The 17,909-nt window shown below is 61.6% G+C and carries 15 protein-coding genes and 1 pseudogene; 4 read left to right on the forward strand and 12 right to left on the reverse strand.

Annotated elements, in window-relative coordinates; genetic code table 11:
• The first annotated feature begins 66 nt into the window (after positions 1 to 66).
• A complete protein-coding gene (locus ACLGGT_RS01880) occupies positions 67 to 4,677 on the forward strand; it encodes a Hint domain-containing protein (protein WP_437194913.1) in 4,611 nt (1,536 codons plus the stop codon).
• Between the two features lie 6 nt (positions 4,678 to 4,683).
• Here ACLGGT_RS01880 and ACLGGT_RS01885 read toward each other — a convergent pair whose 3' ends face one another.
• The 3 genes from ACLGGT_RS01885 to ACLGGT_RS01895 form a co-directional block, all read right to left on the reverse strand.
• Positions 4,684 to 5,460, reverse strand: a complete 777-nt coding sequence (locus ACLGGT_RS01885) for a gamma-glutamyl-gamma-aminobutyrate hydrolase family protein (protein ID WP_008280679.1) — start codon at positions 5,458 to 5,460, stop codon at positions 4,684 to 4,686.
• Positions 5,461 to 5,639: 179 nt separating this feature from the next.
• Positions 5,640 to 5,834: a DUF2256 domain-containing protein gene (locus ACLGGT_RS01890; protein ID WP_151976153.1), complete on the reverse strand. Its 195-nt coding sequence runs from the start codon at positions 5,832 to 5,834 to the stop codon at positions 5,640 to 5,642.
• Between the two features lies 1 nt (position 5,835).
• The gene (locus ACLGGT_RS01895) at positions 5,836 to 7,368 is read right to left on the reverse strand and encodes an FAD-binding domain-containing protein (RefSeq protein ID WP_437194914.1); all 1,533 of its coding nucleotides are present in this window, start codon (positions 7,366 to 7,368) and stop codon (positions 5,836 to 5,838) included.
• Between the two features lie 52 nt (positions 7,369 to 7,420).
• Here ACLGGT_RS01895 and pepN point away from each other — a divergent pair, with 52 nt between their 5' ends.
• The gene (pepN, locus tag ACLGGT_RS01900; protein ID WP_437194915.1) at positions 7,421 to 9,973 is read left to right on the forward strand and encodes an aminopeptidase N; all 2,553 of its coding nucleotides are present in this window, start codon (positions 7,421 to 7,423) and stop codon (positions 9,971 to 9,973) included.
• Positions 9,974 to 10,040: 67 nt separating this feature from the next.
• On the opposite strand, the gene ACLGGT_RS01905 is transcribed toward pepN, so the two are convergent.
• Positions 10,041 to 10,625, reverse strand: a complete 585-nt coding sequence (locus ACLGGT_RS01905) for a transglycosylase SLT domain-containing protein (RefSeq protein WP_308341291.1) — start codon at positions 10,623 to 10,625, stop codon at positions 10,041 to 10,043.
• A gap of 220 nt (positions 10,626 to 10,845) precedes the next feature.
• Between ACLGGT_RS01905 and ACLGGT_RS01910 the strand changes: the two genes are divergently transcribed.
• Positions 10,846 to 12,129 (forward strand): hypothetical protein, encoded by a 1,284-nt coding sequence (locus tag ACLGGT_RS01910; protein ID WP_437194916.1) that lies wholly within the window; start codon positions 10,846 to 10,848, stop codon positions 12,127 to 12,129.
• Positions 12,130 to 12,135: 6 nt separating this feature from the next.
• Here the strand turns inward: ACLGGT_RS01910 and ACLGGT_RS01915 are convergent, their stop codons facing one another.
• Both ACLGGT_RS01915 and ACLGGT_RS01920 read right to left on the reverse strand, forming a co-directional pair.
• Positions 12,136 to 12,504 carry a hypothetical protein gene (locus ACLGGT_RS01915; RefSeq protein ID WP_375553085.1) on the reverse strand — a complete coding sequence of 123 codons (369 nt, stop codon included), beginning with the start codon at positions 12,502 to 12,504 and terminating at the stop codon, positions 12,136 to 12,138.
• 46 nt (positions 12,505 to 12,550) lie between these two features.
• Positions 12,551 to 12,865, reverse strand: a complete 315-nt coding sequence (locus ACLGGT_RS01920) for an arsenate reductase family protein (RefSeq protein ID WP_151976158.1) — start codon at positions 12,863 to 12,865, stop codon at positions 12,551 to 12,553.
• Positions 12,866 to 13,072: 207 nt separating this feature from the next.
• Between ACLGGT_RS01920 and ACLGGT_RS01925 the strand changes: the two genes are divergently transcribed.
• Positions 13,073 to 13,279 (forward strand): cold-shock protein, encoded by a 207-nt coding sequence (locus ACLGGT_RS01925; RefSeq protein WP_008280689.1) that lies wholly within the window; start codon positions 13,073 to 13,075, stop codon positions 13,277 to 13,279.
• 139 nt (positions 13,280 to 13,418) lie between these two features.
• On the opposite strand, the gene ACLGGT_RS01930 is transcribed toward ACLGGT_RS01925, so the two are convergent.
• From ACLGGT_RS01930 to ACLGGT_RS01955, 6 genes and pseudogenes are all read right to left on the reverse strand, one after another.
• A complete protein-coding gene (locus ACLGGT_RS01930) occupies positions 13,419 to 13,700 on the reverse strand; it encodes a hypothetical protein (protein WP_008280690.1) in 282 nt (93 codons plus the stop codon).
• 108 nt (positions 13,701 to 13,808) lie between these two features.
• The gene (locus tag ACLGGT_RS01935; RefSeq protein ID WP_437194917.1) at positions 13,809 to 14,315 is read right to left on the reverse strand and encodes a hypothetical protein; all 507 of its coding nucleotides are present in this window, start codon (positions 14,313 to 14,315) and stop codon (positions 13,809 to 13,811) included.
• Positions 14,316 to 14,385: 70 nt separating this feature from the next.
• On the reverse strand, positions 14,386 to 15,255 hold the full coding sequence (locus ACLGGT_RS01940) for a sulfotransferase domain-containing protein (RefSeq protein ID WP_081506736.1): 870 nt from the start codon (positions 15,253 to 15,255) through the stop codon (positions 14,386 to 14,388).
• Positions 15,252 to 16,082 carry a sulfotransferase domain-containing protein gene (locus ACLGGT_RS01945; protein ID WP_437194918.1) on the reverse strand — a complete coding sequence of 277 codons (831 nt, stop codon included), beginning with the start codon at positions 16,080 to 16,082 and terminating at the stop codon, positions 15,252 to 15,254. The genes ACLGGT_RS01940 and ACLGGT_RS01945 overlap by 4 nt, the downstream gene beginning before the upstream one ends.
• Positions 16,083 to 16,177: 95 nt before the next feature.
• Positions 16,178 to 17,335 carry a porin gene (locus ACLGGT_RS01950; RefSeq protein WP_437194919.1) on the reverse strand — a complete coding sequence of 386 codons (1,158 nt, stop codon included), beginning with the start codon at positions 17,333 to 17,335 and terminating at the stop codon, positions 16,178 to 16,180.
• A 188-nt stretch (positions 17,336 to 17,523) separates the two neighbouring features.
• Positions 17,524 to 17,909: pseudogene (locus tag ACLGGT_RS01955) on the reverse strand (carboxymuconolactone decarboxylase family protein).

The following is a 17,909-nucleotide window of genomic DNA, read 5'->3' on the forward strand; positions in this document are numbered from 1 at the left end:
GATTGATCCTTTCCAAACGCTCTTAGCAGCCGCGTACCGCCTTCAAAGACAGCGAGACAGCAGACCATGGCCACGACCTTCGACCTCTTTGTGCTTGGCATCGCCCCACAAATCGACACGATCGAAGGCAACCTCACATCCGAGAACCATGGGGCCCTCGAGGGGCTCGTGTTCGGCAGCACCGCCAATCCGCTGGCGGGGACTGTTGCGACGCTCTCACCCGATATCGACCTGCTGCTCTTTCCTGATTACACCGGCGGGGCCACGTCCAACGCCTATGATTCCAACAACTTCCTGAGCAACGAAGAATTCGTCATCGGCGGCGTGCGCTACACGCATGACGCCACGATGATCTACAACAACACGGTCATCACCTATACCGATGGCACAACGGCGACCGTCAACGCGATCGTCATGCAAGCCACCAACGGCACCCTTTACCTGCTGCCGCCACCCTCTGGCCCAACCGCCTATTCCGACGCACTCGAAGCCAAACCGATCCTCTCGATCACACTCGGCACCGCCGCCCCTACCAATGGCACCGATGTCTATGGCATGACAGCGGATCGCTACGACCTCACGTTCTCGGATTACGTGGTCGAGGGCACGGCCGGCAACGACCTGATCGACGCTGCCTATCTCGGCGACCCTGAAGGCGACCGGATCGACGACACGGACAATCTGGCCGGCACAAACGCTGATCTGGTCACGGCCGGTCTGGGCAATGACACCGTGCGCGCGGGCGCGGGCAACGATACCGTGTTTGGCAGTGACGGCAACGACCTGCTGGATGGTGGCACGGGCAACGATTCGCTCGATGGCGGCAATGGCAACGACACGCTGATCGGGGGGGCCGGGGCGGATACGTTTATCGGCGGCACCGGCCTCGACCTCTTGAGTTACGCCACCTCAGGGGCGGCGGTAAACGTCAACCTGCAAACCAATACCCTTACCGGCGGGGATGCGACCGGGGATGTCATCATCAGCGGTGTGGACGGTATCATCGGCTCGGCCTTTGACGACACGCTTGTGGGCTATGACGACATTTTCGACGGCGGCACCACCACCAACGTGATCGACGGCGGCGCGGGCAACGATTCCATCGACGGGCGCGACGGGGCCGACTCGCTGCTGGGCGGCAGCGGCGACGACACCATCCTCGGCGGCGGCGGAAACGACACGATCTATTACGGGTCCGGCAATGACTCGGTCGAGGGGGGCGCGGGCAACGATTTCATCGACGATGCCTTGGGCTTTGACTCGACCGCCGATGCCAGCACCGTTTCGGGCGGCGATGGCAACGATACGATCTTTGGCTCTTCGGCGGGCGATATTCTCAGCGGCGATGCGGGCAACGATTCCATCGGCGGCGAGAGCGGCAATGACCTGATCGACGGGGGCGCAGGGACCGACACCATCCAAGGTGGCGCGGGCAACGACACGATCCTCACTTCGGGCGGAAACGACAGCCTGCAGGGGGGCGACGGGGCGGATGTGATCCGCGCCACGGCCACTGATCCCTCTGGCGTCTACAGCTTCAACGTCGATGGTGGATTTGGCGGCGTGGACAATGACACGCTCGATCTTTCGGCCCTGATCGCGGATGGCTGGACCATCAGCAGCATGACGCAAAACTCCGAGAATAACGGCAGTCCGGGGTTCAGCGGTCAGATCTTCCTCTCCCGCGGGGCCCAGTCGGCGACAATCAACTATACGGACATCGAAAACATCCTTCTGTCCGACTTTATTGTCGAAGGCACGGCAGGCGGCGACCTGATTGACCTTAACTATACCGGCGACCCCAATGGCGACCGGGTGGACAATACCGACGCCGCCGACGGATCCAATGACGACGAAATCGTCGCGGGCGCGGGCGATGACACGATCCTTGCCGGGTCAGGCAATGACACGGTGCTGGGTGAGGATGGGGCCGACCTCATCCTCGGGGCCGCAGGCGACGATTCGCTTTTGGGCGGTGCCAACAATGACACCATCGCAGGCGGCACCGGGGCCGATACGCTGGATGGCGGCACCGGCAGCAACACGCTGGATTACTCGGGCTCTGCCGGTTCCGTTACCGTCAATCTCGAAACCAACACCGCCTTCGGGTCAGATGCCGATGGCGATGTCATCAGCAATTTCCAGAATGTCATCGGCTCGAACTTCGGCGACACGATCACCCTGTCGAACACCTCCGGGACGATCCTCGCGGGCTCCGGCAATGACGGGCTGGCGGGCGGCTCAGGCGACGATACGATCTTTGGTCAGGACGGGGCCGATACCATTCTCGCCGGCGCGGGCAATGACGTGATCGTTGCGGGCGCAGGCGATGACGAGATTGTTCTTGATGACACGCTGCAAAATGACACGATTTTCGGTGGGGACACCGATGAGGTCCTTGGCGACCTGATCAACTTGTCCTCCATCTCCGACGGATTGCTGGTCTACTACTTCGGCGAAGGAGTCGGCTCCATCGCCGATGACGTCTCGATGACCGAATTCTCTGGAATCGAACGCTTACTAATGGGCACCGGAGACGATACGGTGGTCGGCTCGGACGGGGTCGAGCAGATCATCGGCAATTCCGGCAATGACCTGATCTTTGCTGGCGGCGGCAACGACACGATCTTTTCCGGCTTTGACAATGACTTTGTCGATGGCGGCGCGGGCGACGATTCGATTCTTGCCGCCTCGGGCGCGGATACGATCGTGGGCGGCGCGGGCAACGACCAGATCGACCTCGGGCCGGATGACGGCGACCGCGACCTGCTTGTTCTGGCCGATGGCTCTGGCAATGATGTGGTCTCCAGCTTCGCCGCCCCCACCGACAATGGCGATGGCACCTATACCAGCGGCGATCTGCTGGATGTGACGGGGCTCACTTCGGATGGCACAACACCTGTTACCACCGCCGATGTGACCGTCACCGACACCAATGGCGATGGCACCGGCGATGCGATCCTCACCTTCCCCGGCGGTGAGAGCCTGACGCTCGTCGGCGTGCCGATGTCCAGTGTCGACAACACCCCCGCCCTCGTGGCCATGGGCATCCCCGACGGGCGCGACTTCATCGTCGAGGGCACGGATGCGGGCGACCTCATCACCGTCGATTACACCGGCGACCCCGGCGGCGACCGGGTGGACGCCAACGATGCCGCCGACGGCTCTCAGGATGATGAGATCATTGCAGGGGCAGGCAATGACACCATCGACGCCGGCGCGGGCAATGATACCGTCTATGGCGGCATTGGGGACGACTCGATTGCCGGGGGCAGCGGCAACGATACCCTCTTGGGCGAGGACGGCAATGACACCATCAATGGTGGCTTTGGCCAAGACGTCGTCTACGGGGGTGCGGGCGACGACGTGCTGTCCGTTGCGATTTCGGGGATTGGTGATCCTCAACACCTCAATGATACGCTCTATGGCGAAGACGGGAACGATCAGCTATTTGGCAGCAACAATAGCCAATATCTCGACGGCGGAGATGGGAACGACACCATCTCGGGCGACTCGGGCATAAATGGAGGCTGGGAATCCGCCTCCGGCAGTTCCGAAACGGATACGTTGATTGGCGGCGCTGGAAACGACCTGATTTATTCGGGCTTCACCGGCTCGGCCACACTCGAAACCGGCGACAGCTTGGTTGGCGGCGACGGTAATGACACCCTGATCGGGGGGACCGCCAATGACACGATCGAGGGCGGCAATGACAGCGACAGCATCCTCGCGGGGGCTGGCAACGACCGCATATTTGGCGATGCAGGCAACGACAGCCTTGATGGCGGCACCGATGCCGATACGCTTTTTGGTGGCACCGGCAATGACACGATCAATGTCAGCCAGGGCGACAGCGCCGAGGGCGGCGATGGCGACGATTTCTTCCGCCTGACCGACCTGGGCGAAGCCACGACCGATACGATCACCCTCATCGGCGGTGAGGGCGACGAGACGCTCGGCGATACGCTCTGGCTGGGTGAATTCGCAAGCAAGGCCGACATCAGCTTTACCAACACCGATGATGCGGCGGGCGGGCTTGCGGGCACGTTCACCATGACCGACGGCACCGTGGTCAACTTCTCCGAGATCGAGAATATCATCTGCTTCACCCCCGGCGCGCGCATTCTCACCCAATGGGGCGAACGCCCGGTCGAGAGCCTGCGCTTGGGCGATATGGTTGTCACGCGCGATCACGGGCTGCAACCGATCCGCTGGGTCGGCATACGCACCGTGGCAGGTCTGGGCGATTTCGCCCCGATTTCCATCGCCTCCAGCGTGATGGGCGGGCAAGAACCTCTGTTGGTCTCGCCACAACACCGGCTGCTCTTCACCGGCTATCAGGCCGAATTGCTCTTTGGCGAAAGCGAGGTCTTGGTCGCGGCCAAACATATGGTCAACGGTCGCGACGTAACCGTCAGCCCCCGTGACGCCGTGACCTATATCCACATCATGTTCGACCGGCACGAGATCATCTATGCCGACGGCATCGGCACCGAAAGCTTTTATGCTGGCGACATGGCGCTCGGCGCAATCGACGCGGCAGCGCGCGAGGAACTCTTCACGATCTTCCCGGAATTGCGCAGCGCGCCGGGCCACCACCGCGACACCGCGCGCAGTTGCTTGCGCCGCCACGAGGCGCAACTCCTGTGTTCCTTGGGAGAGAAAGACGTGGCCTGACCGAGGTCAGGCCGATTTGAGCAGCGGGGCCGCCTGCCCCGATGCCCACGCCCGCACCGCATCGCCAAAGGCGGAAAACAGCGGGCGGCTGACCGGATCATGCGCGGCATTATATTCCGGATGCCATTGCACCGATAAGGTAAAGCCCGGAGCCCCGTCGATATAGAGCGCCTCTGGCGTGCCATCGGGTGCCCAACCGTCGATCACCACACCGCGCCCCGCGCGCAAAATGCCCTGCCCATGCAGCGTGTTGGTCATCACCTCTTCGGCCCCCATCAGCCGGTGAAACACCCCGCCCGAGGTAAAGCGCACCTTGTGGCGCAGGGCGAACTGTTCCTCCATCGTGCCCTCAGGGGGCATTCGATGATTGTCGCGCCCCGGCAAATCGCGAATTTCAGGATGGAGCGTGCCACCCATGGCAACATTCACCTCCTGAAAACCGCGACAAATGCCCAGGATTGGCTGCCCACGCTCGATACAGGCACGCGCCAGCGGCAGGGTGATCGCATCGCGCGCACGGTCAAACGCGCCATGCGCTTCGGTCGCGGCCTCACCATATTCCTCGGGGTGCACATTGGGCCGCCCCCCCGTGAGCAGAAAGCCATCGCAGGTTTCCAGCAACTCTGCGACCGACACATACCGCGCATCTGCCGGGATGATCAGGGGCATACAGCCCGCAACATCGGCCACCGCGGAAGAGTTGATCGTTCCGCCCGCATGGGTCGGGTAACGGTTTTCGATCTGGTATTGGTTGGCAATCACACCAACAACCGGGCGTTTCATTCTTGTCTTTCCAGATTGCGCCACTCGCTCACTCATTTGCATAAAATATACCGCAGAATGGAATAACAAAACACCAATTCCCGCACATGTTTTCGTGCGATGATGCGAATTTGCCCGAATTTATTGCAGGAACCTTTACCTTTCGGCGCCACTCTGACGCTGTGGGCGGGGGCACCTCGTTACTGGTCAAACGCATCCCGACCGGTCGGGTCTTTCCCGTCCACACCAGCCCTCTTGCGGCTGCGCCGACAGCGTTCGCTGCAGTGGCGCACCTCGTCCCAGACACGCGCCCATTTGCGCCGCCATTCCATCGGCCGCCCGCAGGTGGCGCAGGTCTTGACCGGCAGGTCAGATTTGCGGGGTGCGCGCGGCATATCAGAGATCCAAACTCAGTTGCGCCGTCGCCGCCTTGGGCTTGGCCCGCCTCGGGCGCTTGCGGCTGGCATGGCGGGTCACGATCCGCGCCGTCACGGCATCCCCACGATGCGCCCGCCGACAGGCCCAGACCGCCTCGCGCGCCACGCGCGCCGCCTCAACCGGATCGACAATCGGTGCAGGGTATCCACGCTCCAACAGCCTCTCCGCCTCAGGCCAGTCCCACGGGCGTTGTAAATACGCATCCGGCACCTGCGCCAATTCCGGCAGCCACCGTCGCGTGAATTCCCCGGTCGGGTCCTGATCCAGCCCCTGTTTCACCGGGTTGTAAATCCGGATCGTATTCATCCCCGTAGTGCCCGATTGCATCTGCACCTGCGGCCAATGAATCCCCGGCTCGTAATCGGTAAACGCCCGCGCCAAAACCGGCCCGGTGCTGCGCCAATCCAGCCAGAGGTGATAGGATGCCACCGCCATCAACATCGAGCGCATGCGGAAATTGAGCCAGCCGGTCGCCAAGAGCGACCGCATGCAGGCATCAACAAAGGGCAGGCCGGTTTCCCCCGTCGACCATGCCGCCAACCGCAGGGCATCGGCCTGACGCGGGCGCAGCCCTTCATAGGCCGGGTGCAGACAGCGGCGCTCAATCTCGGGCTCATTCTCCAGCTTTTGCATGAAATGATCCCGCCACGCCAAACGCGCCTGAAACGACCGCATCGAGCGCGCCCAATCCGCGCCTCGCCCGCCGGGTGCCATGGCCCCCGTCTGCACCGCCTCGCGCAGCGACAGCGTGCCAAAGGCCAAATGTGGGCTGATCCGTGAACAGGCCCGTGCGCCGTGCAAAGGCGAGGACATGGCCCGCTGATAGCTCTCTCCGCGTGTGCTTAGAAAAGACTGAAGCGCCCGCATGCCTGCCCCACGCCCACCCTTTTGCCGAAGCGGACAGGCGTCCTTTAGCCCCAGCGTCGCAGGCGCAGGCAGATCATCACTGGCCACCGCCAGCCCCCGCACGCCCTGCACCGGCCCCAGCACCGGCGCGCGCATCACCCTGTCGCGCGCCCCCTGCCACGCATCCCGACTGCCAAGCCGCCGCACCACACCCGATTGGGGCATCTCCTCCCAACGCACCCCCTGCCCACGGGCCCATTCCGCCACGCGCCGGTCGCGCCCATAGCTCCAGAGATTGCCGGTCTCTTCATGACTGACCAGATGCACGACAGAATGCGCCGCCCGCAAATCCTCCAGCACCGTCACCGCATCGCCCACCCGCACCGCAAGCGTCAGGCCCAGCCCCGCCAGATCCTCGCGCAAGCTCTCCAGACACTCGCAGATAAACGCATAGTGCCGCCCCGACGCATCCGGCTCTGCCCACAAGTCAGGCTCGACAATATAAACCGGAATGATCGGCCCCAGCCGCGCCGCATGGGTCAACGCCGGGTGATCCTGCACCCGCAAATCGCGCTTGAACCAGAGAATGACGGGGCGTTCCATGGCAAGGCAAATAGCAGCAGGCAGCCCGAAGGAAAGCCCCATTGCAGCCCCTCGCGCCAGCACTTAGGGTCACGCCAAACCAGAGGAGAGCGCCATGAAAGATGCAGCCCCACAGCCCGTTTATCTCGAGGATTATACGCCCCCCGCCTATCTGGTGGATGCGGTGCATCTGACCTTTCGTCTTGCCCCCAACACCACGCGCGTCCTCAGCCGGATCGAGTTTCGCCCCAATCCGGACGCCACATCGCGCGATTTTTTCCTGCATGGCGAGGCGCTTACACTTATCAGCGCCCGCATCAACGGGGCCGAAATCACACCCGAGGTGACACCTCAGGGCCTCAGCGCCATCGTCCCCGACGCGCCGTTCACCTTCGAGGCCGAGGTCGAGATCAACCCAGAGGGCAACACCGCCCTTGAAGGGCTTTATATGTCGAACGGCATGTATTGCACCCAATGCGAGGCCGAGGGATTTCGCAAGATCACCTATTACCCCGACCGCCCCGATGTGATGAGCATCTTCACCGTGCGGATTGAGGGCGACACGCCGGTGATGCTTTCCAACGGCAACCCGACCGACAGCGGCGCAGGCTGGGCCGAATGGCACGATCCATGGCCGAAACCGGCCTATCTCTTTGCGCTCGTCGCGGGCGATCTGGTGGCACATCCTGATAGTTTCACCACCCGTTCGGGCAGGCATGTCGATCTCAACATCTGGGTGCGGCCGGGGGATGAGGGCAAATGTGCCTTTGGCATGGAGGCGCTCAAGAAATCCATGGCCTGGGATGAAGAGGTTTACGGGCGCGAATATGACCTCGATCTTTTCAACATTGTCGCCGTCGACGACTTCAACATGGGCGCGATGGAGAACAAGGGCTTGAACATCTTCAACTCCTCTTGCGTCTTATCCACAGCAGAGACCGCCACAGATGCCAATTTCGAACGTATCGAGGCGATTGTCGCGCATGAGTATTTCCACAACTGGACCGGCAACCGCATCACCTGCCGCGACTGGTTTCAGCTCTGCCTCAAAGAGGGGCTGACGGTCTACCGCGACAGTCAGTTCACCGCAGACCTGCGGTCCGCCCCGGTCAAGCGTATCTCGGATGTGATCGCGCTCCGCGCCCGCCAGTTCCGCGAGGATAACGGCCCGCTGGCGCATCCCGTCCGCCCCGAGAGCTTTATTGAAATCAACAACTTCTACACCGCAACGGTCTATGAAAAAGGCGCCGAACTGATCGGCATGCTCAAGCGATTGGTGGGCGATGCCGCCTATCGCGAGGCGCTCGATCTCTATTTCACCCGCCATGACGGGCAGGCCTGCACCATCGAGGATTGGCTTCAGGTGTTCGAGGATGTCACGGGCCGCGACCTCTCTCAATTCAAACGCTGGTATTCCGACGCCGGAACACCCCGTCTGCGCGTCAGCGAAGAATTCAACAATGGCCGCTACACGCTTCATTTCGAACAGAAAACCCCGCCCACACCGGGACAAGAGGATAAACAGCCGCGTGTGATCCCGATTGCCGTGGGCCTGCTCAGCCCCAATGGCGACGAGGTGCAGCCGACGCAGGTGCTGGAAATGACAGAGGCGCGCCAGAGCTTTAGCTTCGATGGATTAGCAACGCGCCCCATCCCCTCGATCCTGCGCGATTTTTCGGCCCCCGTAATCCTAGAGCGCGAGAGCAGCAATGCCGAGCGCGCCTTTCTTCTGGCGCATGATACCGACCCCTTCAACAAATGGGAGGCTGGGCGTGCTCTGGCCCGCGCGGGCCTTTTGGCAATGATGACCGAGGGCGCAGCCCCCGATGCCGCCTATCTCGATGCGATTGCCCGTGTCGCCCGTGACGACACGCTCGATCCCGCGTTTCGCGCGCTGGCGCTTGGCCTGCCGTCCGAGGATGATCTGGCACAAGCGCTCTTTGATGCGGGGCACATCCCCGATCCACAAGCAATCTGGGACGCGCTTGAGACCCTGCGCGACACCCGCGCCGAGGCGCTGGAGAGCATCGCACAGGATCTCTACAGCCGCTATCAGGTCACGGCCCCCTATCGCCCCGACCCCGATCAAACGGGCGCACGGGCGCTGGCCAACGCAGCACTGGCCATGCTCAGCCGCCGCGACGGGGGCACGCGCGCGCAGGCGCAATATGACGCGGCGGATAACATGACCCAGCAATTGGCGGCTTGGTCCTGCCTTTTGCAGGCCGGCGCAGGCGCGGCCGCGACCGAGGCCTTTTATACCCAGTGGAAACACGACCGGCTTGTGATCGACAAATGGTTCACCCTTCAAATCGTGCAGACAGCGCCCGACCGCGCCGCAGAGGTGGCCGAAACATTGACCCGCCATCCCGATTTCACCCTGCGCAATCCCAACCGGTTCCGCGCCACGCTGGGCGCGCTCACCATGTCGCCTGCGGGCTTTCACCACGCGTCCGGGCGTGGCTACAGGCTGCTGGCGGATATGCTCATTCGGCTCGATCCCCTCAACCCGCAGACCACGGCGCGGATGTGCTCGGCCTTCGAGACATGGCGCCGCTACGATCCGGTGCGTCAGGGCATGATCGCGGCAGAATTGGACCGCATCCTTGCGACACCAAATCTCAGCCGCGACACGACAGAGATGGTGGGGCGAATTCGGGGGAGTTGAGGCAAGGATTGGCACCGCGCGCCGTGCCGCGACGCGCCGGTGCCATTCTACGCCGCGATCATCCCTGTCATTCAGCCACGCGCGCCACCCGTGTCGGCCGCGCCCGTGGCCGAACCGCAGACAGAGGCTTGCAATAGCTCTGCGCGCGCGTCCAACGCTGCATATCTTCGCGTTTGGTCGCACTGTGCAACGGCCCCCAATCGGCGGCCACTCCGCGCCGCCCCTCTGACACCACACCGTCGCGCGGCACGGTGTGGGCCATGATCCGAATGGCACAGGACAGATTGTCCGGCCCATGGCGCAACGCCTCGCCACTGCCCGCCCGGCATTTATAGCCCCGCGCCGTGGCAGGCCCGATCTGCAACAGCCCATGCCACTGCCCACCACCACCCACAGCCTTGGGGTTATGGGTGCTTTCATGCTTGGCCAAGGCCGACAGGAACCCCACCCAGAACGCGCGCCGCCGCGCCTCGCCACCCGTGGCATAGGAAGGGCACCAGCTTGCAATATCACGCGGCACACTCCGCACCAGCGGCGCGCCATGCGCCTTGAGCGCCGACAGCGCACTGCGCGTCCAAAGCTCGGCCTCAGTGCGATGTTCCCACCGCGTGCGCGGAATATTGCCATCTCGCGCCGGGGGACTCAGGGTCAAATCAGCGGTTTTCCCGTCCTGCGCTGCGGCGGGAAGAGAGAAAAACATAATGAAAACAACAATCAAAAAACCCCTCATTCGGCAATTCTGACGCAAGGATAGGTTTATGGCAACGCCCTAGATGGCGTCCGGGATATTCCCTGCCTTCACCCAAGCATCGCCCTTTTTTGGTCGAAATCCGACGGCACTTTGGAGGGGCACCAAGATTGCCGGAGCCCCCATGCCGTTTGAACCGCTTGCCAATCCAGAACCGACCGCGCCCACCCCGCACAAGCGTCAGTCAAAGGCGACCAGCCGTTGGCCGGATCTGCTGGGTCTCTTGCGGCGCAAGCCCGAGACAGACCTCGATAGCCTGTCCAAACGCATCCTGCTGCCCTCACTGCCGGTCACGGATGAGGAAATGGCCCGCGCCATGCATCAGGACCGGGGGCAAAAGCTCGCGCGCCAGGATCTGTGGCCAGAACTGGCGCAGGTGATGGAATACACAGATGCCGCGCGGCTGCGCACACCGGGGGGCGAGAATGCGACCACGCTTTTGGCGGTCGGTGCGCGCGCCGATGTGGTGGCAGCCGCCGAAGACGCACTTCATGACGGCGTAGACCCGGACCCCTCTGGCATCGACGCCCTCGAAGAAATGCAGGCCGAGAACCCCGATAGCTACCCTTGCGCGCTGATCGTGGCGCTCGCGCATATCGACATTGGCTGGGCGTGGCGCACCACCGCCACGGATCGCACGCGCCCGGCGCATGAGTTGCGCTTTCTCGAACATTTCAAACGCGCCGAAGACATGCTCGCGCCCTTCGACGGGGTCGATCTCGATGCGCCTTCGTTGTCAGCGGCACAATGCGCCCTTCTGGCCGCGCGGCGACAGCCCGGGATGCGCGTGGCCGACGATTACGAACGCTTGATAGACCTTGATCCCGACAGCCCCCGCCACATGCGCGCTCTTGGCGAGGCGCTCTTGCCTGCACGCTATGGCAATTACGAAATGCTCGATCTCGAGGCGCGCCGCACCGCCGCGCGAACCGGCGAGATATGGGGCGCAGGCGCCTATGCTTGGGTCTATTTCGATGCTCTCGCGCTCGACCCCTGCGCAATCGCGCATCTTGATGCCGATTTCTTCGTGGACGGCCTGCGTGACATCGTGGCCCGTCGCCGCGACCAGCATGTGATCAATCAGCTTTCGGCCTTTTGCGGTATCGTGATGGCCCCGAAGGCTGGCAATCAGCGGCTGTCTGGCCCCGCAGAAGCATCGCGCCGCCGCATCCATGACTGTCTGGATTGGCTGTTGGAAAACCACTTGCAGGAATTGCATCCGCTCATCTGGTCGCAAACCCTGCTCAGCCCCGGTCTCACGCCCTCGCTGCCCTCGCGCCGGGCACTGGTCGCCAAGGGCCGTCAGACTGCGCTGCGCGTCATCGCCCAACGCTTTGCCGAGGATATATCAGACGGCAGTTCCATCGCCTTCTCCAGCTCTGGCATGTATCGTTTGCCCGCGCTGTGATCGCCCTCAGAAATGCGCCTTTGGCTCGTCCGGCTTGCCTGCGGCAATCGCCAGCACCCCGGCCAGCGCGGTAAAGCCCAGCGGGAACATGGTAAAGACGTTGAAGCCAAATGCGTAATACATGAGCCCCGCCGATACGAGCAGCAACAGCCCGCCCCAAAGCGCCCGCACCTTGGCCATCGACCCCCCGGCAATCGCCAAGAGCGGGGCCAGAAAGCTCGCGCTGCGGATCAACGCGGGGTCGCTGACCTGCGTGAGCAACCCGTCTACTTCACCGATGCGATTGACCACCTCGGTATAGCCATAGCTGAAAAACCCGACCAGCACCGCCAGACAGCCGCCAATCACCCCCAACACCATTGCCGCACTGCGCATTCACCCGCCTCCTGATCCATGACCCGATATGGGGTCCTGCCCCGCTTTACCCAAGCAGCGCCGCCTGCGTATCCTTGCCCCATCCCAGATAAAGCGTTCCGCTCGCGTCAATCAGGGGCCGTTTCATCAGCGTTGGATGGGCCGCCAAAAGGTCTAACGGATCGCGCGCCCGCTCATCCTCTGCCAAGGCCCGCCATGTGGTGGATTGCCGATTCACTATTGCGTCGCCAAATCGCGCCCAAGCCGCCTGTGCCACTTCCCTAGGCAATCCATCGGCCCGTACATCGTGAAACGTCACATTGCCCAACGCTTTCAATGCCTTGCGGCAGGTGTCACAGGTTTTGATACCGTAGAGGATCATGGCACACTCCTTTATTTTTGCGTGTTTATCGGGCAAAAACCCGCGCGTCACGGAGTTTCGCTTGATTTTTACAATGGCGGTGCAATCATGATCTTCGTCACGATGGGCATTCAGAATCCGCCTTTGCAACGCTTGGCCGGTCCCTGAGGGTCCGGCAAGACATGGCCCGGCATATTCCCGGGGAAGCGACGCAAAAGGAGAAGCGGCATGCCGACCGGCACCGTGAAATGGTTTAATACCACTAAAGGTTATGGATTCATCGCCCCGGACGGCGGCGGCAAAGATGTGTTCGTGCACATCTCTGCGGTCGAACGCTCAGGGCTCACAGGGCTCGCAGACAATCAAAAGGTCGGTTTCGAGCTTCAGGAAGGGCGCGACGGTCGACAAATGGCATCAGATCTGCGGCTGCTCTAAAACGTCAGCTTCGGGGGCAGGCCCATTTGCGAAAATGAGCACCCGCTACCCCTAGGTCACGCCGGATCACATTCAAACATCAAACAGGGCGGCGCAGAGCACGCCCTGTTTCCAGAATGTTTTTCTCTCCGCACGGGCTTTAGTAACAGCCCTTCGCACCCACCGGACAGTTGAGATGCGAGGTGGCCGAGTAGCTGCGATGCTTCACCTTGGCGACCGGATGGCGCATGACCTGCTGATAGGTCTGGGTCTGATTGGGCTGGCCACAACAAATGACCCCGCTGATGGTCACCGGCTGCAACCCTGCCGGGCAGTAATTCGCGTGGCTTTCATAGGCATAGACTTTGGCACTTTGCGCCATTGCGGGGGCAGCCAGAACCGCAATGGCAAGGGCCGAAATCAGGGTAGATGCGCGCAGCATGAGAAACCTCTTGGGAAAACGGGAATACACGTGAGCGATGGTATGGGATAACCGCGCTCTGTCAATTTCTTTCCCGGGACTGCCTCGGCAAATCTACCGCTTTTCGCGCTATTCTGTGGCTTTGGGCACGCCCGCACTCGGGCCCGTCTGCTGAAAAGTCACGACAAAATGCCCCAAATCCCCTTCAACATGCACCACCTGACGCGGCAGTCGGATCACCGGCTTGGTCTCGGCATAGCCTGCCTGCCAGACCTGACCGGTCAGAACGCACCCCGCCTCTTGACCCGCATAGTCCAACGCGGGCGGCACTTCGCGCATAAAGACCAAGCCCCGCGCCAGCGCCCGATCCCCAAGATAGACCGCGCCCGTGCCCATCACATCTCTCGCTTTGCCTTTGGTGAGCACCGATTGCTGATGGCTCTGCGCCCAAACGCCACAAAGCAGCACCCGGCCCTGCTGTTCACGAATATCCGCAGCCACGGTCAACCCGCCCCCGGAACTATAGCTTCCCCCCGAGAGCACCGGATCAGCGCCCAATCGCGCCACCATCTGCGGACCAGCTACCGTACACCCGGCAAGCGCCAGTGCCGCCAGCATCATTCCATTGCGTATCATCTCTGGCCCTCCGATTGCAGCCTCACAACGCCCAGCATAGCGCCCCGGTCCCGGATTGCCAGCTTGGCCCTCAGGCCTGCGCGGCAACAGCCCCCGTTTCCTTGAGCATCTCGGGATACCACCGCTCCAGCGTCGGCAAGAACGCCGCGCGCAGCTTGGCGACCTGCGCAGGCGTCAAATCCTCACGCCAAACCCCGGCCTGCCCCTTGGCAAAGAACGCCGTCATGCCTTGGGGCCGTTCGGCGAAACCCAGTGTTTCTTCCTGCCGCTTCATCGCCTCGAAACTCGTGGCCTTGATCGCACGCGCCAGCTTGGGGCCGTCCACCTTGACCTTGAGAAACTTTTCCAACAACCCGCGCATTGTGCGACCGGGATTGTGCAACAGGTCCTCATAGCGCACCACATGGATCGGCAGGCCGGGTGCACCGGTCCAGACCCGAATATGATCGTCCCAGCGCCCCAAGAGGTCCATGATCCCATTCGGCGTCCCAGTGATCGTATCAGGGTTACACATCCGCTCGATCGCCAGATCAAGATCACAATTTTGATGCCGGGCAAAAGATGGCGCCAGATCAAATGGATTGCGCAGGATATACACTGCGGCTGCGGTCAATTCCGGCGGGATCACATCCTGATCGAAAATCCGCACCGTCTGACAATGCGTCTTGACGAAATGATGGTCCGGTTTCGAGGCCGCAATCAGGCGCAGCGCCCGGCCTCGCACCCGCATCCAGTCCTCCACCCCCTGCCCCCGGAACGGGGCACCGTTGGCCGCGTCAAAAAAATCCTGTCGCGTGTCGCCCGTGGTGAACTGCCGCAAGTTGTTGATATCCGGTGCCTTTCCCAAAGGCATGAAGTAATGCGCCAAAAGGCTGCGCATCCATGTATTGCCCGATTTGGGATAGCTCGCCAGCCAGATGATCCGCCGCAGATCGCTCATTCCAGATACCCGTATCGTTTCATCGTCTCGCCCATCTTCTCGCGGATCATCTCTGCCAGCGCAGGGTCAAGATCGGTTTTCCATTGATCCTTCTGCCCCTTGCCAAAGAACTTCTCGCTCTGCTCGGGCCGCTCGATGAACCCTTGTTCCTCTTCTTGGCGCGACAATTCGTCAAAGCTGGAAAACCGGATCGCGCGCTCCAGCCGCTCGGCGTCGACCGGCACGCCGACCAGCTCAAGAATCTTGGCGAAATGCGTCTCGGGATCGTCCAGTAAATCCTCGTAGCGCACGATCAGCCGCTTCCAGGGCGCATAGGCCATCCAACTCTTGACATGCATATCCCAAGAACTGAGATATTGCGCCACTGTGGTTGGGGTCGGCAGATTGCCATTGTCACGATTGCAAATCTTCTGCGCCGCGTCTTCCTGCGTTACTCCGTAATGGCGCGCATAAGACAGGACCATATCTAGCGGATTTCGGATGATATAAATGGCAGAACGCGTATAGACGTCCGGGATAAGATTGATCCCGTCCGGGGCTACCCGCGCGTTATGCGTCTTGACGAAATTCACATCTGCATTGTTGCCGACAATGGCGCGCAGCACAGGATCACGCAGCTTCAGGCAAAGTGAAAGATTATGTTGATCAATATCTTTACCTGCAACACGGCTGTACATCTTGACCATGGCATCGCCCATTGCGAACCGATGGGCCTGATTGATCGGCACCGGCGTTTGCGCGTTCATCAGGTAATTGGCAAGGAAAAGCCGCGTCCACGTATTGCCAGACTTCGGATAAGAGGCCAGCCAGATGATACTTCGCTTCATGCCCTGTCAGCCTCCACAACGTTGTTACTTGGACGCAAGACATAAAAAAGGCGGGGGAAATGTCACCCCCCGCCCCTTGTCTTTTAACCGGTCAATTAGAACGACAGGTTGATCGAGGTGCCGATCACGGTACCTTCAACTTCGGTGTTTGCGTTACCGAAAGTGCCGCCGAGGTCCGCGTTCACAGAACCTTCAACATAGGCTGCGTACACGGCCCAGGTCACGCCAGCGCCGAGCGAACGGCTGCCGACCAGCTGGTAGGCTTCGTATTCGGCGGTGTCGCCGGATGCGGCGCCAATACCGCTGTACTCACCCTGGTAGGTGTCGAAACCAACCGACCACGGACCAGCGATGTCATAGGTCACGCCGAGGCTCCAGCCTTCGGAGTCCCATGCACGCAGACCGCCGTTGTCGTTCTCGCCATAGCCACCGCCGATGACGAAGCCGTTGAAGCCGACGTTCAGGCCGATGTTCCACACTTCGGGATCGCTGGTGCCAACGATGCCGGTGTTATTTTCGGCAGTGCCCCAACGAGCAGCGAAGTCAACGTCAACACCGTTGAACGACTGGCTGTAGGCCAGACCGATGTCGAACACGTCGGTGACGCCCGCATTGCGGTTCACACCGAAGTTGTTCACGGCATTACCAGCAGCGTTAGCTGCATAGGACACGCCGAGGGTCAGGCCGTTGAACGACGGGGTGTAGTAGGTGATGCGCTGCACGTCGTTGTTGCCGAGAACTTCAGCAAAGGACGAAACGCCGGAGTCACGGAATGCGAAGGGCAGGTTGCCGCCAGCACCGGTCGAGATCGGAACGAAGCCCGAAACCGACGGAGAGTTGATGCCGATACCGCCAGAAACTTGCGGTGCGCCAATGCTCATTTTGTAACCAGCCGAGTTTTCGGCGCCGAGGTCGATACGGCCCAGCGTGTCGCCGGAGATCGAGAGGAACGACTCGTCGATACCGTCTGCACCACCGCCAGCGTTCAGTGCTTCATACTGAACGTTGATACCGAAGGTCAGGCCGTTGTCCAGTGTCACCGACGGGGTGAAGTGGATTTCAGCGTTCGTGAATACGTCAACGCCGTCGAAATCTGCGCCGGCTTGGGCAGCAGTGTTCGAGTCGACAGTCACATAACCGACGTGCGAGTTATAGTACCCGCCCCAATCCAGATTCCATTCTTGGGCAGATGCCGGTGCGGCCATGGCGACGCCGAGTGCAATCGCGCTGGTGCTCAGAAGTTGCTTTTTCAAGGGTGTCCCTCCTCAGAAGCAGGTTAATCAGATCCGCCGCACCAGTCATTGGAAACGGCTTGCGCTATGAAATGCGCCATTCCCCCCAAACTGTCAACGCGACCTCCCCGCTCCGACCGCATCGCGCCGTGAATGTGACGCAGAAACCACACCCTTTTCGCAGAGGCCTTTTAAACAAGGCGCATCGCTCAGCCCTGTTGGTCCTCCAGCACTTTTCTTGCCGCCCGAAAACATTCAAGCGCTTGCGGCACACCACAATAAATTCCGACAACATGGATAATGGCGCGGATTTCCTCGGGGGTGACCCCGTTGTTAATGGCCCCCGGCAATGCAATTCCCACTCATGCATCTTGCCCAGCGCGCCCAGCATGGCCAAATTCATCATGCTACGGGTCTTGGGGGGAATCACCTCGTCGCCCCAGCCAAAACCCCAGCACCAAGCGGTCATCGCCTCTTGAAACGGGCGGGTAAAGTCATCGGCGGCCTCCAGACTGCGCCCGACATACTCCGCGCCCAGCGTCGCCTTGCGCTGCTCCAGCCCTTTCAGAAAGAGGTCCTCGTCAAATGCGCTCAT

It is taken from the genome of Roseovarius sp. MS2 (assembly GCF_051447875.1).
GTDB lineage: Bacteria > Pseudomonadota > Alphaproteobacteria > Rhodobacterales > Rhodobacteraceae > Roseovarius > Roseovarius mucosus_A.